At 60.4% G+C, this 25,571-nt stretch carries 20 protein-coding genes; 9 read left to right on the top strand and 11 right to left on the bottom strand.

Translation table 11 applies throughout. The features are described 5' to 3' along the window. The first annotated feature begins 119 nt into the window (after positions 1–119). The 3 genes from der to IHQ43_RS23565 all read left to right on the top strand — a co-directional run bounded on the left by der (position 120) and on the right by IHQ43_RS23565 (position 3,639). The gene (der, locus tag IHQ43_RS23575) at positions 120–1,592 is read left to right on the top strand and encodes a ribosome biogenesis GTPase Der (protein ID WP_007956675.1); all 1,473 of its coding nucleotides are present in this window, start codon (positions 120–122) and stop codon (positions 1,590–1,592) included. A 119-nt stretch (positions 1,593–1,711) separates the two neighbouring features. Further along, positions 1,712–2,860 carry a pyridoxal phosphate-dependent aminotransferase gene (locus tag IHQ43_RS23570; protein WP_192562304.1) on the top strand — a complete coding sequence of 383 codons (1,149 nt, stop codon included), beginning with the start codon at positions 1,712–1,714 and terminating at the stop codon, positions 2,858–2,860. Beyond that, positions 2,848–3,639 (top strand): amidohydrolase, encoded by a 792-nt coding sequence (locus tag IHQ43_RS23565; protein ID WP_064383905.1) that lies wholly within the window; start codon positions 2,848–2,850, stop codon positions 3,637–3,639. Before IHQ43_RS23570 ends, IHQ43_RS23565 begins: the two co-directional genes overlap by 13 nt. A 202-nt stretch (positions 3,640–3,841) precedes the next feature. Here IHQ43_RS23565 and leuA read toward each other — a convergent pair whose 3' ends face one another. The 4 genes from leuA to IHQ43_RS23545 form a co-directional block, all read right to left on the bottom strand. Continuing rightward, positions 3,842–5,521, bottom strand: coding sequence for a 2-isopropylmalate synthase (gene leuA / locus IHQ43_RS23560; protein ID WP_007956672.1), 1,680 nt, complete (start codon positions 5,519–5,521; stop codon positions 3,842–3,844). 367 nt (positions 5,522–5,888) lie between these two features. Then, positions 5,889–6,710, bottom strand: coding sequence for a peptidoglycan DD-metalloendopeptidase family protein (locus tag IHQ43_RS23555; RefSeq protein ID WP_192562303.1), 822 nt, complete (start codon positions 6,708–6,710; stop codon positions 5,889–5,891). Positions 6,711–6,713: 3 nt separating this feature from the next. After that, a complete protein-coding gene (gene xseA / locus IHQ43_RS23550) occupies positions 6,714–8,093 on the bottom strand; it encodes an exodeoxyribonuclease VII large subunit (protein WP_192562302.1) in 1,380 nt (459 codons plus the stop codon). 10 nt (positions 8,094–8,103) lie between these two features. Further along, a complete protein-coding gene (locus IHQ43_RS23545) occupies positions 8,104–8,991 on the bottom strand; it encodes a LysR family transcriptional regulator (RefSeq protein ID WP_192562301.1) in 888 nt (295 codons plus the stop codon). A 100-nt stretch (positions 8,992–9,091) separates the two neighbouring features. On the opposite strand from IHQ43_RS23545, the gene IHQ43_RS23540 reads away from it, so the two are divergent. From IHQ43_RS23540 to guaA, 4 genes are all read left to right on the top strand, one after another. After that, positions 9,092–9,859, top strand: a complete 768-nt coding sequence (locus IHQ43_RS23540; RefSeq protein WP_192562300.1) for a sulfite exporter TauE/SafE family protein — start codon at positions 9,092–9,094, stop codon at positions 9,857–9,859. Positions 9,860–9,994: 135 nt separating this feature from the next. Then, entirely contained in the window at positions 9,995–10,543 is a 549-nt protein-coding gene (locus IHQ43_RS23535) for a sugar ABC transporter ATPase (RefSeq protein ID WP_192562299.1), read from the top strand. A 115-nt stretch (positions 10,544–10,658) separates the two neighbouring features. Continuing rightward, complete coding sequence (gene guaB, locus IHQ43_RS23530; RefSeq protein WP_011335798.1) at positions 10,659–12,128, top strand: IMP dehydrogenase; 1,470 nt, start codon at positions 10,659–10,661, stop codon at positions 12,126–12,128. 99 nt (positions 12,129–12,227) lie between these two features. Beyond that, entirely contained in the window at positions 12,228–13,805 is a 1,578-nt protein-coding gene (guaA, locus tag IHQ43_RS23525) for a glutamine-hydrolyzing GMP synthase (protein WP_108590389.1), read from the top strand. Between the two features lie 208 nt (positions 13,806–14,013). Here the strand turns inward: guaA and IHQ43_RS23520 are convergent, their stop codons facing one another. Beyond that, the gene (locus IHQ43_RS23520) at positions 14,014–17,109 is read right to left on the bottom strand and encodes a membrane-targeted effector domain-containing toxin (protein WP_192562298.1); all 3,096 of its coding nucleotides are present in this window, start codon (positions 17,107–17,109) and stop codon (positions 14,014–14,016) included. 199 nt (positions 17,110–17,308) lie between these two features. On the opposite strand from IHQ43_RS23520, the gene IHQ43_RS23515 reads away from it, so the two are divergent. Then, positions 17,309–18,685 (top strand): multicopper oxidase family protein, encoded by a 1,377-nt coding sequence (locus tag IHQ43_RS23515; RefSeq protein WP_192562297.1) that lies wholly within the window; start codon positions 17,309–17,311, stop codon positions 18,683–18,685. Next, the gene (gene tadA / locus IHQ43_RS23510) at positions 18,685–19,182 is read left to right on the top strand and encodes a tRNA adenosine(34) deaminase TadA (RefSeq protein ID WP_192562296.1); all 498 of its coding nucleotides are present in this window, start codon (positions 18,685–18,687) and stop codon (positions 19,180–19,182) included. Before IHQ43_RS23515 ends, tadA begins: the two co-directional genes overlap by 1 nt. A gap of 134 nt (positions 19,183–19,316) precedes the next feature. Here tadA and cmoB read toward each other — a convergent pair whose 3' ends face one another. The 6 genes from cmoB to lon all read right to left on the bottom strand — a co-directional run bounded on the left by cmoB (position 19,317) and on the right by lon (position 25,482). Then, entirely contained in the window at positions 19,317–20,273 is a 957-nt protein-coding gene (gene cmoB, locus IHQ43_RS23505) for a tRNA 5-methoxyuridine(34)/uridine 5-oxyacetic acid(34) synthase CmoB (RefSeq protein WP_192562295.1), read from the bottom strand. Beyond that, positions 20,270–20,977 carry a carboxy-S-adenosyl-L-methionine synthase CmoA gene (gene cmoA / locus IHQ43_RS23500; RefSeq protein ID WP_219736936.1) on the bottom strand — a complete coding sequence of 236 codons (708 nt, stop codon included), beginning with the start codon at positions 20,975–20,977 and terminating at the stop codon, positions 20,270–20,272. The genes cmoB and cmoA overlap by 4 nt, the downstream gene beginning before the upstream one ends. Before the next feature lie 219 nt (positions 20,978–21,196). Continuing rightward, positions 21,197–21,682: a hypothetical protein gene (locus IHQ43_RS23495; RefSeq protein ID WP_192562294.1), complete on the bottom strand. Its 486-nt coding sequence runs from the start codon at positions 21,680–21,682 to the stop codon at positions 21,197–21,199. Between the two features lie 109 nt (positions 21,683–21,791). Beyond that, complete coding sequence (locus IHQ43_RS23490) at positions 21,792–22,448, bottom strand: lysoplasmalogenase (RefSeq protein WP_192562293.1); 657 nt, start codon at positions 22,446–22,448, stop codon at positions 21,792–21,794. A 2-nt stretch (positions 22,449–22,450) separates the two neighbouring features. After that, a complete protein-coding gene (locus tag IHQ43_RS23485) occupies positions 22,451–22,843 on the bottom strand; it encodes a protease inhibitor I42 family protein (RefSeq protein WP_192562292.1) in 393 nt (130 codons plus the stop codon). A gap of 215 nt (positions 22,844–23,058) precedes the next feature. After that, positions 23,059–25,482, bottom strand: a complete 2,424-nt coding sequence (gene lon, locus IHQ43_RS23480; RefSeq protein WP_244142223.1) for an endopeptidase La — start codon at positions 25,480–25,482, stop codon at positions 23,059–23,061. Positions 25,483–25,571: the final 89 nt, after the last annotated feature.

Below are 25,571 nucleotides of genomic sequence, written 5' to 3'. Positions count from 1 at the left end.
ATTCCCCCAGGCGGCCTTGCTTCTGCAGGGTTTGCAGCACCCACGGGTGTTGCCCCGAGCACCAGCCGCTGCCTCGCAGCGGCTTTTGTATTTTCTGAAATAACGAAGTGGAGAGCCGCATGGTTCCCGTAATCGCCCTGGTGGGCCGACCGAACGTCGGCAAGTCCACCTTGTTCAACCGCCTGACCAGGACTCGCGACGCCATCGTCGGCGACTTGTCCGGTCTGACCCGTGATCGCCAGTACGGTGAGGCCAAGTGGCAAGGGCGTTCCTACATTCTGATCGACACCGGCGGTATCTCCGGTGACGAGCATGGTATGGACGAAAAAATGGCCGAGCAGTCGCTGCTGGCCATCGAAGAAGCGGATGTCGTTCTGTTCCTGGTAGATGCCAAGGCCGGTTTCACCGCCGCCGACCAGATGATCGCCGAACACTTGCGCAAACGTAACAAGCGTTCCCACGTGGTTGCCAACAAGGTCGACAACATCGACCCGGAAATGGCCCGCGCCGAATTCGCCCCGTTGGGCATGGGCCACGCGATCCCGATCGCCGGTGCCCACGGTCGCGGCATCACGCAATTGCTGGAAGCCGCCCTGAGCGATTTCCCGCGCGATGATGACGAGCCGGCCGAAGGTGAAGAGGAAGAAGTGGTCGCCGAAGGCGAGGAAGCCAAGCGCATTCCTGGCCCGAGCGAAAAAGACGGGATCAAGATCGCCATTATCGGCCGTCCGAACGTCGGCAAGTCGACCCTGGTCAACCGCATGCTCGGTGAAGACCGGGTTATCGTCTACGACCAGCCCGGCACCACCCGCGACAGCATCTACATCCCGTTCGAGCGTAACGACGAGAAGTACACGCTGATCGACACCGCCGGTGTGCGCAAGCGCGGCAAGATCCACGAAGAAGTCGAAAAGTTCTCCGTGGTCAAAACCCTGCAGGCGATCAAAGACGCCAACGTGGTGATCTTCGTGATGGACGCCCGTGAAGGCGTGGTCGATCACGACCTCAACCTGCTGGGCTTCGCCCTTGAAGCAGGTCGCGCGCTGGTGATCGCGATCAACAAGTGGGATGGCATGACGCCAAGCGAGCGCGACTTCGTGAAGGTCGAGTTGCAGCGTCGGTTGTTCTTCGTTGACTTCGCCGACATCCACTTCATCTCGGCACTGCACGGTACTGGCGTGGGCAACCTCTACGCCTCGGTCCAGAACTCGTTCAAGTCCGCGGTCACCCGCTGGCCGACCAGCCGCCTGACGCAGATTCTCGAAGACGCGGTCAGCGAGCACCAGCCGCCGATGGTCAACAGCCGCCGGATCAAGTTGCGTTACGCTCACCTGGGTGGTGCGAACCCGCCGATCATCGTGATCCACGGCAACCAGATCGAGAAAGTGCCGAAGTCGTACGTGCGCTATCTGGAAAACACTTACCGCCGTGTGCTCAAACTGGTCGGTACACCGATCCGTATCGAGTTCAAGGGCGGCGAGAACCCGTACGAAGGCAACAAGAACACGCTGACCGACCGCCAGGTCAACAAGAAGCGTCGCTTGATGTCGCACAACAAGAAGGCCAGCAAGAAGCGCCGCGACAAGAAGTAAGGTCGTTGCGAACACAGAGAAGGGGCGCCGTTTGGCGCCCTTTTTTTATGGGCGCCGGATGGGCTATCCTCGGGCTCTCCCGCGCCGTCGTCAGAGCCGGGGCAGAGCAGGGAACCCCGATGATCACCAGCAAGCTGCCGAATGTCGGCATCACTATTTTCACGCAGATGTCTCAGCTCGCGGCGCAGACCGGAGCGATCAACCTTTCCCAGGGTTTTCCCGATTTCGACGGCCCGCAGGCATTGCGCGACGCGGTCGGTCGACACATCGCCAGCGGTCATAACCAGTATTCGCCCATGACCGGCCTGCCAGCGCTGCGCCAGCAGATCGCGGCGAAAATCGCCCGCAGTTACGGCGCCAGTGTCGATGCCGATACCGAAGTAACCGTGACCCCCGGCGCGACCCAGGCAATCTTCTGCGCCATCCAGGCGGTTATCCACAGTGGCGACGAAGTCATCGTGTTCGACCCGGCTTACGACAGCTATGAGCCGGCGGTGGAACTGGCCGGGGGTCGCTGCGTGCATGTGCAGTTGGGCCTCAACGATTTCTCCATCGACTTCGACAAACTCAGCGCAGCCCTGAGCCCGCGCACGCGGATGATCATCCTCAACACTCCGCACAACCCGAGTGGTGCATTGATCAGCCGCGCCGAGCTGGATCAGCTGGCGGCTTTGATCCGCGACCGCGACATTTATGTGATCAGCGACGAAGTCTACGAACACCTGGTATTCGACGGCGTGCCGCACGTCAGCGTGCTGGCCCATGAAGAGCTGTATCAGCGCGCCTTCGTGGTCAGCTCGTTCGGCAAGACCTATCACGTCACCGGCTGGAAAACCGGCTACGTCGTGGCGCCGCCGGCCCTGACGGCGGAGCTGCGCAAGGTGCATCAGTACGTCAGCTTCTGTGGCGTGACACCGTTGCAGTTCGCTTTGGCCGATTACATGGCCGAGCACCCGGAACACGTCGAAGAGCTGCCGGGCTTCTATCAGGCCAAGCGCGATCTGTTCTGTGATCTGCTGGCGCCGTCGCGATTCAGTTTCACCCGTGTCACCGGCACCTATTTCCAGTTGGTCGATTACTCGCAGATTCGCCCTGACCTGAACGATGTCGAGATGGCGATGTGGATGACCCGCGAGCACGGCGTGGCGAGTATTCCGGTGTCGGTGTTCTACCAGAATCCACCCGAAGGCCAGCGCCTGGTGCGCCTGTGCTTTGCCAAACGTGAGGAGACGCTGCGGGAAGCGGCGGCCAAACTATGCGTGATCTGAGTGCGTTGCCCGATCTCAATCTGGCGCTGATCCAGACCAGTCTGGCCTGGCATGATCGTCAGGCCAACCTCGAGCATTTCGACGCCTTGCTGGAGCAGGCGCGCGGTGCGGATCTGATCATCCTGCCGGAGATGTTCACCACCGGATTCTCCATGGAGTCTGAAACCCTGGCCGAAGCCGAAAACGGTCCGACCAGCAAATGGTTGCGTGCCCAGGCGGCGAAACTGAATGCAGTCGTCACTGGCAGCGTTATCATTCAGGCCGCCGACGGCAGTCACCGCAACCGTTTGTTGTGGGCGCGACCGGACGGGGAAGTGCTGCATTACGACAAGCGCCACCTGTTCCGCATGGCCGGTGAGCACAACCACTACACCCCCGGCGAACGCCAGGTGCAGTTCGAACTCAAGGGCTGGCGAGTGCGGCCGTTGATTTGCTACGACTTGCGCTTTCCGGTGTGGAGTCGCGACGCTCAGGACACCGATCTGCTGCTGTACACCGCCAACTGGCCGGGTGCGCGGCGTCAGCACTGGAATCGGTTGCTGCCGGCCCGGGCGATCGAAAACCTGTGCTATGTGGCGGCGGTCAACCGGGTTGGCACCGATGGCAAGGGCTTTGCCTACACCGGTGACAGTCAGGTGCTGGATTTCCAGGGCGAGACCTTGCTGGCGGCAGGGGAGGCGGACGGGGTGTTCAAGGTGGTTCTGGAAGCGGCTTCGCTGGCGGCTTATCGGGAGCGGTTCCCGGCTAATCTGGATGCGGACACCTTCGAGTTCACCTGAGTTTTTGCGTAGTTTGTGCGGGCCCCATCGCGGGCAAGCCCGCTCCCACAGAGACCGGTGTGTACTCAATGTCATGAACACCAGAAAACCCTGTGGGAGCGGACTTGCCCGCGAAGAGGCTAGTTCAGGCAACATAACGCCAGCAGGCATAAAAAAGGCCCCGGAGTTCGCACTCCGGGGCCTTTTGCATTGCAGCGGTCAGTTACGCCGCTTTCGCTTCCGGCTGGCTCAGGGAGCGGTTCAGCGCGCTGAACAGTGCCTTGAAGCTGGCAGTGGTGATGTTTTCATCGATGCCCACGCCGTGCACCGCACGTTCGCCGTTCACACGCAATTCGATGTAGGCAGCCGCCTTGGCGTTGGTGCCCGCGCCGATGGCGTGTTCGTTGTAGTCCATGATCTCCACCGGAATCGGCAGACCGGCCACCAGCGCTTCCAGCGCGCCGTTGCCCTTGCCGCGCCAGTGCAGGTTGGTTTCGCCCTGACCTTTGCTCGCCACTTCCACTTCGACTGCGCTGTTGCCGTTTTCTTCCTGCAGGCGATGGCTGACCAGCGCGTACGGGGTGTTGGCTTGCAGGTATTCGCTGTGCAGCAGCGCGTGGATTTGCTGCGCGGTCATCTCCAGGCCCAGGCGATCGGTTTCACGCTGCACGACCTGGCTGAATTCGATCTGCATGCGACGTGGCAGGCTGATGCCGTATTCCTGCTCCAGCAAGTAGGCGATGCCGCCCTTGCCCGACTGGCTGTTGACGCGGATCACTGCCTCGTAGCTGCGGCCGATGTCGGCCGGGTCGATCGGCAGGTACGGTACTTCCCACAGTGCGTCGGATTTCTGCTGGGCGAAGCCCTTGCGGATCGCATCCTGGTGGGAGCCCGAGAACGCGGTGTGCACCAGGTCGCCGACGTACGGGTGACGCGGGTGAACCTGGATCTGGTTGCACTCTTCGACGACTTTGCGCACGCCGTCGATGTCGGAGAAGTCCAGTTGCGGGTCGAGGCCCTGGGTGTACATGTTCAGTGCCACAGTCACGAGGTCGACGTTACCGGTACGCTCGCCGTTGCCGAACAGGCAGCCTTCGACGCGGTCGGCGCCAGCCATCAGGCCCAGCTCGGTGGCGGCCACGCCGGTGCCACGGTCGTTGTGGGTGTGCAGGCTGATGATCACGCTGTCACGACGGTTGATGTTGCGGTGGAACCACTCGATCTGGTCGGCGTAGACGTTCGGGGTTGCGCATTCAACAGTGGCCGGCAGGTTGAGGATGATCTTGTGCTCAGGCGTCGGGTTCCAGACCTCGATCACCGCGTCACAGACTTCCTTGGCGAATTCCAGCTCTGTGGCACTGAAGGTTTCCGGCGAGTACTCGAAGGTCCACTCGGTGTCCGGTTGCATGGCTGCGTATTTGACGAACAGCTTGGCAGCATTCACGGCGATGGCCTTGATCCCGTCCTTGTCCTGATTGAAGACGATGCGGCGGAAAGAAGGGGAGGTGGCGTTGTACAGGTGAACGATGGCTTTCTTCGCCCCGCGCAGGGATTCGAAGGTGCGCTCGATCAAGTCTTCACGGCCCTGGGTCAGCACCTGGATGGTGGTGTCGTCCGGGATGTGGCCGTCTTCGATCAGAGTGCGCACGAAGTCGAAGTCGGTTTGCGAAGCGGCCGGGAACGAGGCTTCGATTTCCTTCACGCCCACTTGCACCAGGGTTTTCCAGAAGCGCAGCTTTTTCACCGCGTCCATTGGCTCGATCAACGACTGGTTGCCGTCACGCAGGTCGGAGCTGCACCAGATCGGCGCGGCATCGATGGTTTTCGACGGCCAGGTGCGGTCCGGCAGGTTGATCACAGGAAACGCGCGGTATTTCGAAGACGGGTCTTTGAGCATGCTCATCGGGAAATTCCTTATTGTCTGGGCCGAAAAGAGGCGGCCTGCCGGTGGAACGAACGTTCTTGGAAAAGCGTGGGACGAGGCGCAGCGATTCAGCCCGGCAGTCGTGCGCTGACGAGGCACAAACTACGGTGCTGGCGAAGCTGAATGAGGGTATGAGAGGTTTTCATGCCTTCAACCCTAACCGCGAGGGATGAGGATGGCAAGCAGTCGAAAAAAATTGAGAGGAATACCCGGAAAGCGGTTTTTTCCGAGATTTTATTCTTTGAATCAAAGTGAATGTTTGCAGAGATTGCGCAGTCCGTTCGTCGTGCGCAATCCCTGTGGGAGCGAGCCTGCTCGTGATGAGGCCAGTCGCCTCACCGGCAAATCAAGGCTGAAAAGCCCCAATGAAAATCGCCGGATCGACTCGCGCATCATTCAGGCTGACGTTCCAGTGCATGTGCGGTCCGGTCGCGCGACCTGTGGCGCCTACCTTGCCCACCACCGCGCCGCGCGTCAGTTGCTGGCCGTTCTGCACATCGATCTTCGACATGTGGCAGAACATGCTGATGAAGCCTTGGCCGTGGTCGACGAACACCGTGTTGCCATTGAAGAAGTAGTTGCCGATCAGGATCACTTTGCCCGCCGCCGGGGTCTTGATCGGTGTGCCGGCCGGCACCGCGAAGTCCAGACCTGCGTGCGGATTGCGCTCTTCACCGTTGAAGAAGCGGCGCACGCCGAACTTGCTCGACAGCGGCCCGTTGACCGGTTTGTCCAGCAGCAGGTTGCTCGGCGTGTTCGGGCTGAAACTGCGATAGGCCTTGATCTGTTCGGCCAACTCGCCCTCGATGCGCTTGAGGTTGGCCGGGTTCGGATTGACCTGCTGAGTGTTCTTCAGGGTGATGTGCTGTTCCGGGTATTTCTTGTTGCCGACATTGAAGTTGAGGTTACGGCCGCCACTGCTGATCTGTTGCACACCGGGTTTGACGGTCAACGGAAGGCCGACAATCGCCAGCCAGTTGTTCTGTTCCTTGACCACCAGCACCGGTTTGCCCTGATACGTGGCTTTCGGCGCTTGCGCGGTGGTGCCCAGATCGACGACGGCCACGCCGCCCGGCACCGGTTTGTTCAGCAGACGGGTGATGTAACTGTCGGCGTGGGCGTTGAAGGTCAGGCACAGCAACAGCAGCGGGGCAAGAAAACGCGGCATGGATCAGTCCAGTAAAGAAAGGGTGACGGGCGTCAGGTGATTGTCCTCGACGCGCACTTGCAGTTCGCCTTCGCCCAGTCTGGCCTTGAGGCGCTGGCCGGTTTGGGTCTGCGCGGCGTTGCGAATCGCGTTGCCGCGCTCATCCAGCAGAATGCTGTAGCCACGGCCGAGGGTCGCCAGCGGGCTGACCACGTGCAGGGTCTGCATCTGGCTTTGCAACTGTAGGCGACGGCGTTTCAAGCCTTCGCTCATCGCGCGTGGCAGGCGCTCGGCGAGGCTGTCGAGACGCTGGCGCAACAGGGCCAGCTGGCGTCCCGGATGTTGCCCGGCGAGGCGGGTTTCCAGACGAATCAGGCGTTCGCGGCGGGTATTGAGCTGGCGTTCGAAGGCGCGGCGCATGCGCATGTCCAGGTCATCCAGGCGCTGTGCCTGCTGGCGCAGACGCTCGCCGGGATGGCGCAGGCGGCGGGTCATGCCTTCAAGGCGCAGTCGATCACGCATCAGTCGGTCACGCATGCGCATCACCAACCGGCGATGCAGGCTTTCGACCTGCCGGATCAGGTGGCTGGAATCCGGGGCAAGCAGTTCAGCAGCGGCGGACGGCGTCGGAGCGCGCACGTCAGCGACGAAGTCGCTGATCGACACATCGGTTTCATGGCCGACTGCACTGACGATCGGCGTGACGCAGGCATCCACCGCCCGGGCCACCGCCTCTTCGTTGAAGCACCAGAGGTCTTCCAGCGAGCCGCCGCCGCGAGCCAGGATCAGCGCGTCGAAGCCACGGGCATCCGCCAGTTTCAGGGCGCGGACGATCTGTGCGGTGGCCTCGCGGCCCTGCACTGCGGTCGGGATCAGCGTCAGTTGCACTTGCGGCGCGCGACGGCGGAACACGCTGATGATGTCGCGGATCACCGCGCCGGTTGGCGAACTGATGATGCCGATGCGCTGCGGATGCGCCGGCAGCGGCACCTTGCGCTCGGCACTGAACAGGCCTTCGGCGCTGAGCTTTTCCTTCAAGGCATCGAAGGCCAGGCGCAGGGCGCCGTCACCGGCCGGCTCCACGGTGTCGAGGATCAGCTGATAGTCGCCACGCCCTTCGAACAGCGAGACCTTGCCGCGTACCTTGACCGCCAGGCCATCCTTCAGCGCCTGACGCACCCGAGCGGCGTTCTGCCGGAACAGTGCGCAACGCACCTGCGCGCCGCTGTCCTTGAGCGTGAAGTACACGTGGCCGGACGCCGGGCGGGCGAGGTTGGAGATTTCGCCTTCGACCCAGATGTTGCTGAACACGTCTTCGAGCAACACCCGCGCGCGGCCGTTGAGCTGGCTGACGGTCAGGACTTCGCGGTCCAGGCCGAGTCTTGCAAAGGGATCTTTAATCATGGGGCGCAGTTTAAAGGCATTCGCCGGTGAATGTCTGGAGGAAGTGTTGCACCAGAGGTGTGGGATTTTGCCGAGATGCGAGGGCGACGGTGCTCTGGCAATCGCCGGTCAGCGGCAGAAATCTCACACCGGCGGGCGCGATGTCCTGCATCGATTCCGGCAGCAGCGCGATGCCGAACCCGGCCTGGATCAACTGCAATTGCGTGGTCTTGCGTGACATCACCCGTGCAGCCTGGGGGAAGAAGCCGTGACGCATGCACAGGTCGGCGCACAAATAACTCAGCCCGCCGCGCTGCGGGTGCGGGATGGAGATGAACGCTTCGTCCTTCAATTGCGCCAGATCGACCGCCTTCGCCGACGCCAGTCGATGATTCGCCGGTACGGCAAGCAGCAAGCGCTCAGTGTAGAGCGGCACAACCTGAACACCCTCGCGCTGGCGCAGAACTGGCAGGCGCAGAAGGCCGATATCGAGGCGGCCCTCGGCCAGCTCTTCAAGTTGTGCTTCCGAGGAGAGCGTGCCGATGTCCAGCGAAACCCCGGGCTGTTGCTCCAGATAGAGGCTCATGTCGCGCAGCAGTCGGCCACTGATCGGTACGGTGCTGGAGTGACACACGCGCAAGGTGCCACGCTGGCCCTGGCCGATTTCCGTGGCCAGGGTGCTGGCCTTGTTCAGTTCGTTGAGCAGGTTTCTCGCCCGGGGCAGGAGCGCTTCGCCAGCGGCGGTGAGCCGGGGCTGGCGCGCGGTACGTTCGAACAGCGGCGTTTGCAGGCGGGCTTCCATGTCCTTGATCTGCCGGCTCAGCGCTGATTGGGCGATGAACAAGCGTTCGGCCGCAGCACTGAAGCTGCCGCTCTCGGCGATTTCCACGAAGTAGCGCAATTGACGGGTTGAAAGCACGAGGCATGCCTTTTCGAGATGGCTTGGCGGTTTCGATGATATTAGTCGCAACCCTCGGCGCTGGCTAAAGTCATCGCAGGCTAATAAAGGAAGCGAATGGATGAGCGTGGCGGGATTGTTGAGCGAATGGTCGTGGGGCGCGCAGGGCTGGGTGGTGATCGGACTGGCCATCGCCCTGGCCTACATCGTGTTCGGGATTGCGGGTTTCGGAACGGCGCTTGTGGCGGGGCCGGTTCTGATCCTGTTCATGCCGCTGTCGAAGATCGTGCCGTTGCTGGTGTTGCTGGATTTCGTCGCGGCGTTCGGCAACCTGCTGCCATCTCGGAGGGATGTGGCGAAACCGGAATTGCTGCGGCTGCTGCCGTGCATGGCGGTCGGGTGCACGCTGGGGGTAATTTTCCTGCTCAATCTCAAGTCCGATCTTTTGCTGCTGTTGATGGGATTGTTCATCAGTGCCTATGCGATCTACAGCTTGTGGATCAAGGTTCGGCCGGCGCAGTTGTCCGCCGGGTGGGCGTTGCCGATGGGCACGGTGGGTGGACTGTTCGGGGCGTTGTTCGGCAGTGGCGGCTTTCTTTATGCGATCTACCTCAACAGCCGACTGCCCAAGGACGCGGCGCGGGCCACGCAAAGTGCGCTGATCAGTTGCAGCACGGTGGTGCGTTTGAGCCTGTTCGCCATCGCCGGGGTGTATGCCGAGCTACCCTTGTTGATGCTTGCGCTGTGCCTGTTGCCGGCGATGGCGCTGGGCTTGTGGGTGGGGCGGCGGTTGACCATGCGCCTGTCCCGCGAGGCCTTCGTGCGGCTGGTGACCTGGCTGGTGCTGGCGAGCGGGATTGCGCTGATCGGCCGCTATTTAAGCACTTGACCTGATTGTCTCAGGGATTAAGCTGCCGGCCTTTAGGGCCTCTTCGCGAGCAAGCTCGCTCCCACAGGGTTATGTATCCAGGGTGGGAGCGAGCTTGCTCGCGAAAGCGTCAGAAGCCACGCCGCAGGACTTTCCATGAATTCCCAAAGCATCATCGTCCCGAAAATCTCCAACCTGCCGGTGCACGAGCCCCGGGCCCGGGCGATCCTGCGCTGGCTGGTGCGCAAGAACATCGTCAAGGAAGAGCTGAGCACCTGCGGACGTACCGGCAACCGCATGGCCTATGCTATCGCCGATGGTGCCCGCGCGGTGGTGCTGCATCCCGAGGCGCTGCCGTTTGGTGAGCCGATCAATGGGCTGGAGGTCATCACCAAGCGCTGTATCTACACCCCGGCCAAGGGTTTTCTCGAAGAAGCCGGCTGTGCCGAATGCCGTCAGGAAGTCGGCGAAGCGCTGTTCGAAAGCCTGGAAGACTGGATGCCGGGTCGCACCGACAACTTCACTTGCCCAGAATGCGGACATGAAGACGACATCAACGGTTTTCTGTATTTGCAGGAATGCGGTTTTTCCAACCTTGGTTTCATCTTCAACAACTGGCTGGAGGCGGGCTTCAAGCAGAGTTTTATCGACGAATTCGCCGACTGGCTGGATCAGCCGGTGAGCTGGGTCAAGGTCGAGTTGTAAGGGGCGTTTTTCCCGTACATCAGCAACATTGATATAAGACAAGTTTTACATTGAGCCCGGTAGGGTGTCTGAGTATAATGGCGCGCTTCCATTTTCCCGCTCGGGAGCCCCCGCGATGCTGCGTATCAGCCAAGAAGCTCTGACCTTCGACGACATTCTCCTAGTGCCCGGTTATTCCGAGGTGCTTCCTAACGAAGTCAGTCTGAAGACCCGCCTTACCCGTGGCATCGAGCTGAACATTCCTCTGGTTTCTGCCGCCATGGACACCGTCACCGAAGCCCGTCTGGCAATCGCCATGGCTCAGGAAGGTGGCATCGGCATTATCCACAAGAACATGACCATCGAGCAGCAAGCTGCCGAAGTTCGCAAGGTCAAGAAGTTCGAAGCCGGTGTGGTCAAGGACCCAATCACCATCGAGGCTGACGCCACGGTTCGTGATCTGTTCGAACTGACCCGCATGCACAACATTTCCGGCGTTCCGGTTCTGCACGATGGCGACCTGGTCGGCATCGTCACTTCCCGTGACGTACGCTTCGAAACCCGTCTGGATGCCACCGTTCGTGAAGTGATGACGCCCAAAGAGCGTCTGGTCACTGTTCGCGAAGGCGCCGACAAGAACGAAGTCCGCGAGCTGCTGCACAAGCACCGCCTGGAAAAAGTCCTGATCGTCGACGACAAGTTTGCCCTCAAAGGCATGATGACCGTCAAAGACATCGAAAAAGCCAAGGCCTATCCGCTGGCCAGCAAGGACGACCAGGGTCGTCTGCGCGTCGGCGCAGCAGTTGGTACCGGTAAAGACACCGGTGACCGCGTTGCAGCCCTGGTCAATGCCGGTGTGGACGTGGTGGTGGTCGACACCGCTCACGGTCACTCCAAAGGCGTGATCGACCGCGTTCGCTGGGTCAAAGAGAATTTCCCTGAGGTGCAGGTGATCGGCGGCAACATCGCCACCGGCGCAGCCGCCAAGGCTCTGGCCGAAGCTGGCGCCGATGCCGTCAAGGTCGGTATCGGCCCTGGCTCGATCTGCACTACCCGTATCGTCGCCGGTGTCGGCGTTCCGCAAATCAGTGCCATCGCCAACGTTGCCGCTGCCCTCGAAGGCACCGGTGTTCCGTTGATCGCCGACGGCGGCATCCGTTTCTCCGGTGACCTGTCCAAGGCCATCGTGGCCGGTGCGTCCTGCGTGATGATGGGCTCGATGTTCGCCGGTACCGAAGAGGCGCCGGGCGAGATCGAACTGTTCCAGGGCCGTTCTTACAAGGCTTATCGCGGCATGGGTTCGCTGGGCGCCATGTCCCAGGCTCAAGGTTCCTCCGACCGTTACTTCCAGGACTCCTCGGCAGGCGCCGAGAAACTCGTTCCGGAAGGGATCGAAGGCCGTGTTCCTTACAAGGGCACCCTGAGCGCGATCATTCACCAGTTGATGGGCGGTCTGCGTTCCTCGATGGGTTACACCGGCAGCGCCAATATCGAAGAAATGCGCACCAAGCCTGAGTTCGTGCGGATCACCGGTGCCGGCATGGCCGAATCCCACGTTCACGACGTGCAGATCACCAAGGAAGCGCCAAACTACCGCGTAGGTTGAGGCTTCAAGCAAAACGTTAAATGACCGGGGCTGTTTTATTCAGCCCCGAGTCGTTTCTGAATCAAGACTGTTTCTGAATTACTTAGACGAGACTGAATCATGGCCCTCGACATTCACGCTCACCGCATCCTGATCCTCGACTTCGGTTCGCAATACACCCAACTGATCGCCCGCCGCGTGCGCGAGATCGGTGTGTACTGCGAATTGCACCCGTTCGACATGGACGAAGATGCGATCCGCGAATTTGCGCCAAAAGGCGTGATCCTCGCCGGCGGTCCCGAGTCCGTGCACGAAGCCAACAGCCCGCGCTGCCCGCAAGCGGTGTTCGACCTGGGCGTACCGGTCTTCGGTATCTGCTACGGCATGCAGACCATGGCCGAGCAATTGGGCGGCAAGGTTGAAGGCTCCGAGCTGCGTGAGTTCGGTTATGCCCGCGTTGATGTGGTCGGCAAGAGCCGCCTGCTCGACGGCATCGAAGACCACATCGACGCCGACGGCCTGTTCGGCCTCGACGTATGGATGAGCCACGGTGACAAGGTCACCAAGATGCCGGAAGACTTCCACATCCTGGCCAGCACCCCGAGCTGCCCGATCGCCGGCATGTTCAACGACGAGCGTGCTTACTACGGCGTGCAGTTCCACCCGGAAGTGACCCACACCAAGCAGGGCGGTCGCATCCTGTCGCGCTTCGTTCTCGACATCTGCGGCTGTGAAGCCCTGTGGACGCCGTCGAAGATCGCCGAAGACGCCATCGCCAACATCCGCGCACAGGTCGGTACCGACAACGTGCTGCTGGGTCTGTCCGGCGGTGTGGACTCCTCGGTGGTTGCGGCGTTGCTGCACAAGGCCATCGGCGATCAGCTGACTTGCGTATTCGTCGACAACGGCCTGCTGCGTCTGCACGAAGGCGAGCAGGTCATGGCCATGTTCGCCGAGAACATGGGCGTCAAGGTGATCCGCGCCAACGCTGAAGACCAGTTCCTGAACAACCTGGCCGGCGAAGCCGATCCAGAGAAGAAGCGCAAGATCATCGGTCGTACCTTCATCGACGTGTTCGATGCCGAATCCTGCAAGCTGGACAACATCAAGTACCTGGCTCAGGGCACCATCTACCCGGACGTGATCGAGTCGGCTGGCGCGAAAAGCGGCAAGGCCCACGTGATCAAGTCGCACCACAACGTGGGCGGCCTGCCGGAAGAGATGAACCTGAAACTGGTCGAGCCACTGCGCGAACTGTTCAAGGACGAAGTCCGTCGTCTGGGCCTGGAACTGGGCCTGCCGTACGACATGGTCTACCGCCACCCGTTCCCGGGTCCGGGCCTGGGCGTGCGGATCCTCGGCGAAGTGAAGAAGGAATACGCCGACCTGCTGCGTCGCGCCGACCACATCTTCATCGAAGAACTGCGCAAGGCCGACTGGTATCACAAGGTCAGCCAGGCCTTTGTAGTGTTCCAGCCAGTGAAATCGGTTGGTGTGGTCGGCGACGGCCGCCGTTACGCATGGGTCGTGGCCCTGCGTGCCGTGGAAACCATCGATTTCATGACCGCACGTTGGGCACACCTGCCTTACGAGCTGCTGGAAACCGTCTCCGGCCGCATCATCAATGAAATCGAAGGCATCTCCCGCGTTACTTACGACGTGTCGAGCAAGCCGCCGGCGACCATTGAGTGGGAGTGATCCCGCGCCGCGCCTTCTAGAATTCGAGGTTGAATTCGCAGAGGCGCAAAAGGGGTTATAGAAAATGCCAGTCAGTTAATCTGACTGGCATTTTTGTTTCTGGGCGGAAAGTGCCGAGAGTCTCCACCAATCAGGCCGTGGTGTATGTACCCGGGCAGGCCGAATGAGACCTGGCCCGTGTCTTGAAATCTATTGCCACGGCGCTCGATCAACCCGGAAGGCGACTCTGAAGTTGCAGGCCCATTTGTTTCAGCGCAGCGGATAGCTGTTCAAGGTTGTCGTAAGGAATGCGATGGATCGAACCCCAGGAGGGGCGATCAATGTAATAGCGTCCATCGGCGTAGGTCTGGACCGGGGTTTGCACGATGTCTCCATTCACGCTGCGGTGAAACAAACGGTAGGCACCCTGGGAGCGCTCGAAAATATACATGCCTGCGCGGTAAAGCAGGCGGTGTATTTGCAACTCGCTCCGGCTCACCGGCGAAGCTTCCATTTGCAGAAGTACATCGGCGTTCTGGGTGTCGAAGTTTCCGCGCATCATTGCTGTCTGTGAGTGTGGTCCTCGTTCGATATCGATGCCCGTGTCCGTCATCAGGCGCTCGCCTTGTCCCGGCTCCACCTCTTCAATCCGCACCCCGATGCCACCTTCCAGTTCGCTGATACCGGTAAAACCTCTGAATGTGTTGGTGTTTTCCACCCCGGTCAGCACCACCCATTTACCGACGTCATTCAGGGATCTGTCCATGAACATGATGTCGGCGGTGAGGTGGTTGGTCGCGATCTGTTCTTCAGGTCGTGTGAGCGAAACGGGTTTTCTATACATCGCCGCGCAGTCGGTGGCCTGGACCCGAATGCCGTTCTGCCTGGCGCTTTTCACCAGCGCCAGTTCATCGAATTGCTGTGCGGGATCGGTGCCGAGGCGACTCAGGTACTGTTCCAGGTCATCGGACATGACGCCGGTCTTGAAGTAGTTGTTCAGGTCTGCCTGGGCGAAGTCACTGAGCAGCCGGCGCACATAGAGGGTCTTGACCCCTTGGCGCGCCAGAGAGGGCATGTTTTGAATCATCAGTCGCATACTGGTGATGCGCCCCGGGGTTTCGCCGATGACCAGCCCTGGCGCTTCTTCGAGTGCCTGCGCAGCAAAATCTGCGAAGGTCGTTGAGGCGGTAACAGCAGGAATCGGAGGGCGTGGAGGCAGGTTTGCCCATGAAAGATGGTGGTAAAAACGTCGCGCGGACATCAGGAGGGTCCGGGCCTTGTTGGCGAAGTTAATCGCATATCGATCCAGTGCGATCAGCCCGCCATCAGGCCCGATCTGCAGCTGTATATGCGTTTCGCGCAGTTGCATTGCCCAGCGCTTCAGTTCCTGTTGACTGGCTGCGTCGACGTCGTACGGCGTCCTGACCAGGCGGATATCGTTTGATGTCGAGGGTTGAGGCTCTGGTGTCAGTGGCGTGCGCGGAGCGGGCTGCGCCAGGGGCTGTTCCGGCTCCTCGGGTAAAGGCTCACGTGCGTCGAGTTCCAGCGCCACGTCCACGGTGCATGGCTTGCCCAGACATTGACCACCGCCCTTGAGCCCCAATTGTGTCATCCGCTCCCAGACGCCTTCACTGTTCAGACGCACCGGCAATGCATGAATCAGCTGGTTGGGTTTCACCGGGTCGACGATCGCCCAGAATCCGCCGCCTTGTGAGTCAGTGAAGTACCGCACGTAATAAGCCGTGTCGTTCATCACGATGGCGCAGGAAGGCTCGGCGTTCAGCCTGTAGATCCCTTGGTACTTGCCTGGCTCCGATACCGGCGTCAGTCCATCCAGTACTTCGTTGGATTGATAGCGCTGAGCAATCCTCGGCATCTGAGGGGTTTCGGCTGGGGCTGACGACAATTCTTCCAGGACCGGGACAATTTCGTTCGGATGTTCCGCCTCCAGCTCCGATGCCGTACCGGCTTCAGTCAATTCGCCTGCGTCGATCGCTTGGGGAGACTCACTGAACTCCGCCAGTGCCCCGGTCCCTTTCAGAAATGCAATGTTGAGCAGCGCATCGATACCGCTGAGGATCGCCCCGAGTACGCCAGCCTTGCGCTCCTCGGCTGTCTTGGCATTGACGGCCTGGTCAATGTTCAATCCCATGTTAGCGAGACTGGCGCCGATCACCGGCAGTGCTATTGGCCAGCCCACCATGGCCATCGGTCCGAAGACTTTGAGGCCGGCACTGATATAGCCGATCCACAATTTCTTGCGCAGATCGCCATTCGACGTCAGGGACAGGTCAGCCTCGGCGAACATTGCATCGCGGGTGGAATTGCGAAGCCAGGTGAATGCATCCCCTGTCAGCACCCGATCATTCGGATTGATCAAGTGATGATCGCCGTGGCTCCAGGTACTGACCAGCCGATTGACCAGATCGCTGATGTTCTCGGTCATCGATTGTCGGTCGGCCAGCGGGAAGTGCTGGAGAAACCGTTCACGGGGCACGCTCTCTTTCAATTGTTGCAAGGCCCACCAGTGCAGGTCGGCAGGCGTATCCAGTACATGGAAAGCCTCGCTGTCTCCGGGTACATAAACGATCTGCCGCCCCTTGGAGTCGATGATGCGCAGGATGTTCGTGGCGACATGACCGTCGATCTCCAGCGTGCAGACCCGAAGGCCATGACCGGTTTCGGATTCGCTTTGCAGGGTGTGCAGGTTGACAGGCCAGCTCAGCGGGCCGGTGATCGCACTGATCGCAGACTGAAAATCTTCGTCGCTCAGGTGACCGAGCTCTCGCGCTTCGACCGCTTTGACGAGGAAGTTGCATTTGGCCAAGGTGCGGAACTCACTGGAATGACTGCTCCAGAAAGCGTTCAGCTCGTTGCGGTAGCGCTCGCTGAAGTTGATGTTCCAGAAGTCGTTCAAAACCTCGTTGCCGTGCAGGCGCACTTCGTTGCTTGCATCGAAGTTTTCGGCTTCCGGCCCAGCGGTGTAAAAACCGCCGTATAGATCCAGCAGGTCGGCGTTGTCCTGATCCGTGGCGCGGAAACGGTGAATCACCAGTTGCGTCAGGGTCAGGCTTTCGTAGGGTCTTTCGCCATAGTGCTGCCAGCCGGTGAAAGATACGGACAGGCTTTGGGCGGTTCTGAATCGGTGGAAATAGATGTGGTCGGGGTCGAGACCGGTAATTGCATGTCTGGCGAGCAGATCGGCGGCAACCTGACGGGCCGTGTCGTTCAGGCTCGGGCAGGTCGTGACGACTTGCGTGGCCATGTTCGTGAGGGCGGCCTTGTCGGCGGCGTTGGGCAGTGGGCGGGTTTCTGCTGGGTTCATTGGCTCTCTGATCCTTGAGAAGAGAGCTGGAGGATGAACCGTTCGCCGCAGGGCCGTGTGGTACATAGATACCACCCGGAGGTGATCGGATCTGCGGCCATCCGCCGCGTCACCCTTACTGTTTCGCAAGCGCAGGTGTATCGTATTTGCCTTTTGCGGGCGCTCTGGCCCGCGGCAGATATGTGAGGTAGTTGTGTCCATGTCCTTTACCCGTCGACAAATCCTCGGTGGCCTGGCCGGTCTGGCAGTGGTTGGCGCGGGAGCCGGTGGTGCGACGCGTTACTGGCTGGGCAAGGTGGCCGATGCCAACGCCGGGCATGATTACGAGCTGATCGCTGCACCACTGGACGTCGAGCTGGTGCCGGGGCACAAGACCGAGGCCTGGGCGTTTGGCCCGTCGGCGCCGGGCACCGAGTTGCGCGTGCGTCAGGGTGAGTGGCTGCGGGTGCGTTTCATCAATCATCTGCCGGTCGCGACGACCATTCACTGGCACGGCATCCGCTTGCCGCTGGAGATGGACGGCGTGCCGTACGTTTCGCAATTGCCGGTGCTGCCGGGCGAATACTTCGATTACAAATTCCGTGTGCCGGACGCCGGCAGCTACTGGTATCACCCGCACGTCAGCAGCAGCGAAGAACTCGGTCGCGGGCTGGTCGGGCCGTTGATCGTCGAAGAGCGCGAGCCGACCGGGTTCAAGTACGAAAAGACCCTGAGCCTGAAGAACTGGCACATCGACGACGAGGGCAACTTCGTCGAGTTCAGCATTCCGCGCGAAGCGGCCCGTGGCGGTACGGCGGGTCGGCTGTCGACCATCAACGGCGTACCTTCGCCGGTGATCGAGTTGCCGGCGGGGCAGATCACTCGGGTGCGCCTGCTCAACCTCGACAACACCTTGACTTATCGCATCAATATTCCCGGCGTCGAAGCGCAGATCTATGCGCTGGACGGCAACCCGGTCGAGCCGCGCCCCTTGGGCAAGGAATACTGGCTCGGCCCGGGGATGCGCATCTGCCTGGCGATCAAGGCACCAGCGGCCGGTGAGGAACTGTCGCTGCGCAACGGCCCGGTTCGCCTCGGTACTTTACGTTCGGTGGCCAACAATGACGCGCCGACCGACTGGCCGAAAGCACTGCCGGCTAACCCGGTGGCCGAGCCGGACCTGGCCAATGCCGAGAAACTCAACTTCAATTTCGAATGGGTCGGTTCGGTGTCGGTGAATGTCGACAACGGCAAGCCGCCGAGCCTGTGGCAGATCAACGGCAAGGCCTGGGACATCACCGACAAGACCTGCGCCGACCGGCCGATCGCCAGCCTGAAGCTGGGCCAGAGCTATATTTTCGAACTGAAAAATATGACCCAGTACCAGCACCCGATCCACCTGCACGGCATGAGCTTCAAGGTGATTGCGTCGAACCGGCACAAGATCATTCCGTACTTCACCGACACCTACCTGCTGGGCAAGAACGAGCGCGCGCAAGTGGCGCTGGTGGCGGATAACCCGGGGGTGTGGATGTTCCATTGCCACGTGATCGACCACATGGAAACCGGCCTGATGGCCGCCATCGAGGTGAAGTGATGCGCCAGATTCGCCCCGCAGCGATCATCGACCGCAGCCGTGATCGCGACTTCATGCGCGAGGCGCTGGAGTTGGCTGCCCAGGGTGCAGCCCTCGGTGAAGTGCCGGTGGGCGCGGTGCTGGTGCAGGATGGCGAAATCATCGGGCGCGGTTTCAACTGTCCGATCAGTACCAGCGACCCGAGTGCACATGCCGAAATGGTCGCGATCCGTGCGGCCGCGCAGGCGGTGGATAACTACCGTCTGCCGGGCAGCACGCTCTATGTGACGCTGGAACCGTGCAGCATGTGCGCCGGGCTGATCGTGCATTCGCGGGTTGCGCGGGTGGTGTATGGCGCGCTGGAGCCCAAGGCCGGGATTGTGCAGAGTCAGGGGCAGTTCTTCACTCAGGGCTTTCTCAACCATCGAGTGTTGTATGAAGGCGGGGTGTTGGCGGAGGAGTGTGGGGCGGTGTTGACTGAGTTCTTCCGGGCGCGGCGGGCAAAACCCGCAGACTGAAGAACAACATCAAACCCTGTGGGAGCTGGCTTGCCAGCGATGGCATCGGCACATCTAGCATTGATGTCGACTGATCCACCGTTATCGCTGGCAAGCCAGCTCCCACAATTTTTTGCAGTGTCTGGAAGGGATCGTTACTTCTTCGCGACAATCACCGCACGCATCGGCGCCGGCAGTCCTTCAATCGTCTTGCTGTGATCTTCCGGATCAAGGAAATCGCTCAACGACTGATACTTCATCCACTCAGTCCCGCGTTGTTCTTCAATGGTGGTGGTGCTCACATCCACGCATTTCACATCCGTGAAACCCGCACGGCGCAGCCACAGTTCCAGCGCTGGCACTGACGGCAAAAACCACACATTACGCATCTGCGCATAACGGTCTTCCGGCACCAGCACCTGATGCTTGTCGCCTTCGACCACCAGCGTTTCCAGCACCAGTTCGCCACCCTTCACCAGGCAATCCTTCAGCGCCAGCAAATGCTCGATCGGCGAGCGACGGTGATAGAACACACCCATGGAAAACACCGTGTCGAAACCTTCCAGATTCGGCGGCAGGTCTTCGAACGGGAACGGCAGGTGCCAGGCATTCGGCTCTGACAGATAACGTTGCACCGCCTGGAACTGGCAGAAGAACAGCCAGTTCGGATCGACGCCGATCACACTGTCGGCACCGGCGCCGAGCATGCGCCACATGTAGTAGCCGTTACCGCAACCGACGTCGAGGATGCGCTTGCCCTTCAGGTCCAGATGCGGAGCGACACGCGACCACTTCCAGTCCGAGCGCCATTCGGTGTCGACGTGCACGCCGAACAGATCGAACGGCCCCTTGCGCCACGGCGACAGTCCCATCAGCGCGGTGCGCATCTGCGCGCGGGTTTCGTCGTCACAATCGGTGTCCAGCTTCAGGCCGTCGAGCAGGTCGACTTCGGTCGGCTGGATCTTCGGCAGGGCATCCAGCGCACTTTGCCAGCGCTCCAGATCGCCATGACCTTTCTCCATTTTCTTGTCGAGCTGCACTTGCAGGGTATTGGCCCATTCGGCCAGCGGCGTGCCGGCCAGACGGCGGGCGAGGGGGGACAGATCAATCATGGCAAGGCAATCAACGAGGCAAAGTTAAGACACTGGAACCACGGCACGACTTTCGAGAACCCCGCGGCCAGCAGGCGCTCGCGGTGTTCTTCGAGGCTGTCGGGCTTCATGACGTTTTCGATGGCGCTGCGCTTCTGGGCGATTTCCAGTTCGCTGTAGCCGTTGGCGCGTTTGAACGCGACGTGCAGGTCGGTCAGCAGCGCATGTTCTTCGGCATCGTTGAAGCGCAGCTTCTCCGACAGAATCAACGCGCCGCCCGGCAGCAACGATTGGCGGATGCGCGACAGCAATGCCGTGCGCTGATCCGGGGCGATGAATTGCAGGGTGAAGTTCAGCGCCACTACCGAAGCAGGTTTGAAGTCGAGGGCGAGGATATCGCCTTCGATCACTTCGACCGGCAGCAACTCCTGGAACATCGAGTCCTGACCGTTGAGGTATTCGCGGCAGCGCTCGACCATCGCTGCCGAGTTATCCACCGCGATCACCCGGCAACCGTCGGTGCGCACATGCCGGCGCAAGGCCTGGGTGACGGCGCCAAGGGAAGAGCCGAGGTCGTAGAGCACACTGTTCGGTTGGGCGAACTGCGCCGCCAGCACACCGAGGTTTTCGACGATAGTCGGGTAACCCGGCACCGAGCGCTTGATCATGTCCGGGAACACCCGCACCACGTCCTCGTTGAAGGCGAAGTCAGGCACCTGGGCCATCGGCTGGGCGAAAATGCGATCGGGTTCTTTGCTCACGGCGGTTCCGGCGGTGTCGGTGGAAAGGCCGGCATTTTAGCCAAACTGGCGCGCAGATGCTTGGGTTGTCTGATAAAGCGTGGGGTCGGCTGTGGTGCGGGGGAAAGCCTGATGCGGAGTGAGAAATCGGTTGAATGACCAAATACACGGTTTGTAATTTGGCCATTCGACAGTCAGGGTCAATCAGAGCGGTTCAAAGAAAGCCCTGAAGTCTTTTTTACCGACAATATTCAGTTCTTCATTGGTCTTGTCGTCAACGACTTTAATGTCGAGAGTGATTTTATATATCAGTGATTTAGCAGTGTTTTCTACGACATCAATAATTACAGAGCCGTTAACTGCATTGTATTGGATCGACTTGGTATATCCGGGAATGGTTGCTGTTTCAAAGTAGTAAATGTTTTCGAATTGAGGATCTTTCGCTGGATAGGTGCCAGATTTGATGTCTCGAGGAAAAACCATCACAAGGCCTTTCTTGTTTCTGTGTGAGTAATCCTCGGTGTTGGCGCGGGAAACAATCGCGATCATTCCACTGTCGGTATCCTCTTCGTATTCAACGATTTGGGTATCAACGTCTACGCGCTTCGAAACACTGAGCTTTGTGTGGGCACTGACCGTGATTGCGGTCTCAGCTACGCTTCGTTTTTGTTTGCCTTGGAAAAAACTCATTGTGGTCTTCCTTGCGTTGGATGATGTGGGGAAAAGCCACTCGAATCCTAAAACCGCTGGAAGAATCGGGATACTGTCAGATCTGACAGGTATAAAGTACGTTTCGCTATTAATGGATACGGTTATCAATGTTTTTTGAATTTAGGGCAAACGCCGAGGCTGCAATCCCCCACTGCCCCAGCCAGTAACTGAGGATGATGATGTAGGGCGCCGCGTTGAACGGTGACACGAACCGGTTGATGCCGATCACGCTGTCGGAGAACACAAATGCCAGCGCACCTGCGGCTGCCAGTAGCGCCGAACGTTTGGGTACATCGGTTCCCAATCGGGCGAGGGCGCGCCAGAGCATGGCGCTGATTGCCATGCCGTAGACAATCACGGGTATCAGCAAGGGGCCGAGTCCGTTGGCAATCAGAATCCCCAACAGCGATGCGCCCACACCGATGGCGAGTATCAGCGGCAACACTGCCGGACGTTTGCAGTCGCTGAGGTATGCCTTGAGATACGCCAGATGCGCCACCAGAAACGCCCCCAGGCCAAACACGAACAAATCCCCCGGCCACGCCAGCAACACATCGCCGATCAACGAGAAAATCAGGCCGAGGCTGATCCAGCGGCGATAGTCAGTCGGCGGTGCATCGTGCAACCAGCCAAGCAGTGCCAACACCGGCAGCGGTTTGACCAGCAGACAAAGCAGCGCCGCATGGGTGCTGACGCCATAGAGAAAGGTTACTGCGCCCATCAGCGCGAGGATCAGCCAACCCACGATCAGTTCACCGAAATGGCGCAGTCAAAGGTTTCCACCGGCAACACTTCCGGCGCCCACGGTTGTTGCGAAGTCAGGCGCAGGCGACCAGTGCCGGGGGCGAACGCCTGGAAGCGCCAGGTCGACAAGCCCGCTGCGCCGACGACGCCGGCATCTTCCGGGTTGCTGTAGACCTCGGGGCTGAGGGCACGCAATACGCCGCCAGCAGAATCCTGGATGGCCCAGCGGTACCCGGTAGTCGGGTTGCTCGGGAGCATGACGATCAGGTTTTGCCCGTTGGAAAGCCGTACGGGGCATTCGCTCTGTTTTTCCACGGTCACGTTGGTTTTCGGTTGCGTGGCGCAGGCGGCCAGCAGGGCGAGGGACAGGGGGACAAACAGGCGAAGGGGGGACATGGATTCAGTGGCTCCGGCGTTGGCGACGAACGGCGAGCATAACTGAAGATGAGACAAAGTGTGACAGTGCGGGAGTTGGTGCTGTCTTGGCTGACGCCATCGCTGGCAAGCCAGCTCCCACAGGTTTCTCGGTTGAACACAAGATTCGTGAGCACCATTGAACTTGTGGGAGCTGGCTTGCCAGCGAAGGCGGCAGTGCAGGCACTACATCATTGTTAGAAAAGCACCTTCGCCACATCCGCAAACCGCTTGGCGAAATGCACGGTGATGCCTTCCTTCAAGTACTCCGGCAGCTCCTCGAAGTTGCCCCGATTCGGCTCCGGCAGAATCAACTCGAAAATCTTCTGCCGCCGCGCCGCAATCACCTTCTCGCGCACCCCGCCAATCGGCAGTACATGCCCGGTCAGCGTCAGTTCACCGGTCATGGCCACGCCTTTTTTCGGCGCCTGATTACGGGCGAGCGAGAGCAGGGCGCTGGCCATGGTCACGCCGGCGCTCGGGCCGTCTTTCGGTGTCGCGCCTTCCGGCACGTGCAGATGGACGAAAGCTTCGTCGAAGAATTTCGGATCGCCACCGAAGGATTTGAGGTGCGAGCTGACGTAGCTGTAGGCGATCTCCGCCGACTCCTTCATTACATCGCCCAGTTGCCCGGTGAGTTTGAATCCACGGTTGAGCGTGTGGATGCGCGTGGCTTCGATTGGCAGGGTCGCGCCGCCCATGCTGGTCCAGGCAAGCCCCGTGATGACACCGGTGCCGGACAGCACTTGCTCGTTGCGAAACACCGGATGGCCGAGGGACGCTTCGAGGTCTTTCGGACCGAGCTTGATTACCGCTTTCGGATCATCGATCAGCTTCATCACCGCTTTGCGCACCAGCTTGCCCATCTGTTTTTCCAGCTGGCGCACGCCGGCTTCACGGGCGTAACCGTCGATCAAAGCCTTGAGGGCGGTGTCGCTGATGCTCAGGCTGCCCTTGGACACGCCGGCCTTTTCCAGCAGTTTCGGCCACAGGTGACGCTTGGCGATGGCGACTTTTTCTTCGGTGATGTAACCCGACAGGCGAATCACTTCCATCCGGTCCAGCAATGGGCCGGGAATCGAATCCAGGGTATTGGCGGTGCAGACGAACAGGACTTTCGACAGGTCCATCCGCAGGTCCAGGTAGTGGTCGAGGAATTCGACGTTCTGTTCCGGGTCGAGGGTTTCCAGCAGCGCCGAGGCCGGGTCGCCCTGGTAGCTCTGGCCCATCTTGTCGATCTCGTCGAGCATGATTACCGGGTTCATCACTTCGACGTCTTTCAGCGCCTGCACGAGTTTGCCCGGCTGCGCGCCGATGTAGGTGCGGCGATGGCCCTTGATCTCGGCTTCGTCGCGCATGCCGCCGAGGCTGAAGCGGTAGAACGGCCGGCCGAGGGATTCGGCGATGGACTTGCCGACGCTGGTTTTACCTACGCCCGGCGGGCCGACCAGCAGCACGATGGAACCGCTGATTTCGCCTTTGTAGGCACCGACCGCGAGGAATTCGAGAATGCGGTCCTTGATGTCATCGAGACCGGCATGGTGTTTGTCCAGCACCTTGCGTGCGTGCTTGAGGTCGAGTTTGTCCTCGCCGTACACGCCCCACGGTACCGAAGTCGCCCAGTCGAGGTAGTTGCGGGTGACCGCGTATTCCGGCGATCCGGTTTCGAGGATCGACAGTTTGTTCATCTCTTCTTCGAGGCGCTTCTGCACCTGCGTCGGCAGGACCTTGCCTTCCAGACGCTGCTCGAACTGTTCGAGGTCGGCGCTGCGGTCGTCCTTGGTCAGGCCGAGTTCCTGCTGGATGACCTTGAGTTGCTCTTTAAGGAAGAACTCGCGCTGATGCTCGCCGATCTTGCGGTTCACTTCGGCGGAGATTTCTTTCTGCAGGCGCGCAACCTCGACTTCCTTGCGCAGCATCGGCAGGACTTTTTCCATGCGCTTGAGCATCGGCACGCAGTCGAGCACTTCCTGCAATTCAGGGCCGGTGGCGGAGGTCAGGGCGGCGGCGAAGTCGGTCAGCGGCGACGGATCGTTGGGGCTGAAGCGGTTGAGGTAGTTCTTCAGTTCTTCGCTGTACAGCGGGTTGAGCGGCAGCAGTTCCTTGATCGCGTTGATCAGCGCCATGCCGTAGGCCTTGACCTCGTCGGTCGGCTCGGTGGGCTGGTGCGGGTATTCGACTTCAACGAGATACGGCGGGCGATGGTGTTTGAGCCAGGTCTTGATGCGCACGCGGCTCAGGCCCTGGGCGACGAATTGCAGCTTGCCGTTTTCGCGGCTGGCGTGGTGTACCTTGACCAGGGTGCCGTACTGCGGCAATGCCTTGGTGTCGAAGTGGCGCGGGTCTTCCTGGGGCGTGTCCATGAAGAACAGGGCCAGGGAATGGTGTTCGGATTTGCTGACCAGTTCGAGGGTTTCGGCCCAGGGTTCTTCGTTGACGATGACCGGCAGGACTTGCGCCGGGAAGAACGGGCGGTTGTGGATCGGGATGATGTAGACCTTGTCCGGCAGGTTCTGGCCGGGCAGGGCGAGGCCTTTGCCGGGGACGTGGTGTTCGATGTGTTCGGCGTCGGTTTCGGTGATGTCGTCGGGGTTCTCGGGGAATTCTTGCTGGTCGCTCATGGGGCACCTGCGCAATTGGGTATGGCTGTTAGATGGGGCAGGGGTTGGGTGGTTTCAATGGGGGTGGATGTTTCTGCTTGTGTGTTCAG

Source organism: Pseudomonas gozinkensis, assembly GCF_014863585.1.
Taxonomy (GTDB): domain Bacteria; phylum Pseudomonadota; class Gammaproteobacteria; order Pseudomonadales; family Pseudomonadaceae; genus Aquipseudomonas; species Aquipseudomonas gozinkensis.
The sequence above is the reverse complement of the archived record's forward strand: the minus strand, read 5'-3'. Positions and strand labels throughout refer to the sequence as shown.

Excerpts from the sequence above, each read along its gene's own strand:
- IHQ43_RS23570 (WP_192562304.1), top strand. The coding sequence starts at position 1,712 with ATGATCACCAGCAAGCTGCCGAATGTCGGCATCACTATTTTCACGCAG.
- IHQ43_RS23535 (WP_192562299.1), top strand. The coding sequence starts at position 9,995 with ATGAATTCCCAAAGCATCATCGTCCCGAAAATCTCCAACCTGCCGGTG.
- guaB (WP_011335798.1), top strand. The coding sequence starts at position 10,659 with ATGCTGCGTATCAGCCAAGAAGCTCTGACCTTCGACGACATTCTCCTA.
- IHQ43_RS23555 (WP_192562303.1), bottom strand. The coding sequence starts at position 6,710 with ATGCCGCGTTTTCTTGCCCCGCTGCTGTTGCTGTGCCTGACCTTCAAC.
- lon (WP_244142223.1), bottom strand. The coding sequence starts at position 25,482 with ATGAGCGACCAGCAAGAATTCCCCGAGAACCCCGACGACATCACCGAA.
- IHQ43_RS23515 (WP_192562297.1), top strand. The coding sequence starts at position 17,309 with ATGTCCTTTACCCGTCGACAAATCCTCGGTGGCCTGGCCGGTCTGGCA.
- cmoA (WP_219736936.1), bottom strand. The coding sequence starts at position 20,977 with ATGGCCCAGGTGCCTGACTTCGCCTTCAACGAGGACGTGGTGCGGGTG.
- IHQ43_RS23565 (WP_064383905.1), top strand. The coding sequence starts at position 2,848 with ATGCGTGATCTGAGTGCGTTGCCCGATCTCAATCTGGCGCTGATCCAG.
- xseA (WP_192562302.1), bottom strand. The coding sequence starts at position 8,093 with ATGATTAAAGATCCCTTTGCAAGACTCGGCCTGGACCGCGAAGTCCTG.
- leuA (WP_007956672.1), bottom strand. The coding sequence starts at position 5,521 with ATGAGCATGCTCAAAGACCCGTCTTCGAAATACCGCGCGTTTCCTGTG.
- tadA (WP_192562296.1), top strand. The coding sequence starts at position 18,685 with ATGCGCCAGATTCGCCCCGCAGCGATCATCGACCGCAGCCGTGATCGC.
- guaA (WP_108590389.1), top strand. The coding sequence starts at position 12,228 with ATGGCCCTCGACATTCACGCTCACCGCATCCTGATCCTCGACTTCGGT.
- IHQ43_RS23540 (WP_192562300.1), top strand. The coding sequence starts at position 9,092 with ATGAGCGTGGCGGGATTGTTGAGCGAATGGTCGTGGGGCGCGCAGGGC.
- der (WP_007956675.1), top strand. The coding sequence starts at position 120 with ATGGTTCCCGTAATCGCCCTGGTGGGCCGACCGAACGTCGGCAAGTCC.
- IHQ43_RS23485 (WP_192562292.1), bottom strand. The coding sequence starts at position 22,843 with ATGTCCCCCCTTCGCCTGTTTGTCCCCCTGTCCCTCGCCCTGCTGGCC.
- IHQ43_RS23520 (WP_192562298.1), bottom strand. The coding sequence starts at position 17,109 with ATGAACCCAGCAGAAACCCGCCCACTGCCCAACGCCGCCGACAAGGCC.
- IHQ43_RS23495 (WP_192562294.1), bottom strand. The coding sequence starts at position 21,682 with ATGAGTTTTTTCCAAGGCAAACAAAAACGAAGCGTAGCTGAGACCGCA.
- cmoB (WP_192562295.1), bottom strand. The coding sequence starts at position 20,273 with ATGATTGATCTGTCCCCCCTCGCCCGCCGTCTGGCCGGCACGCCGCTG.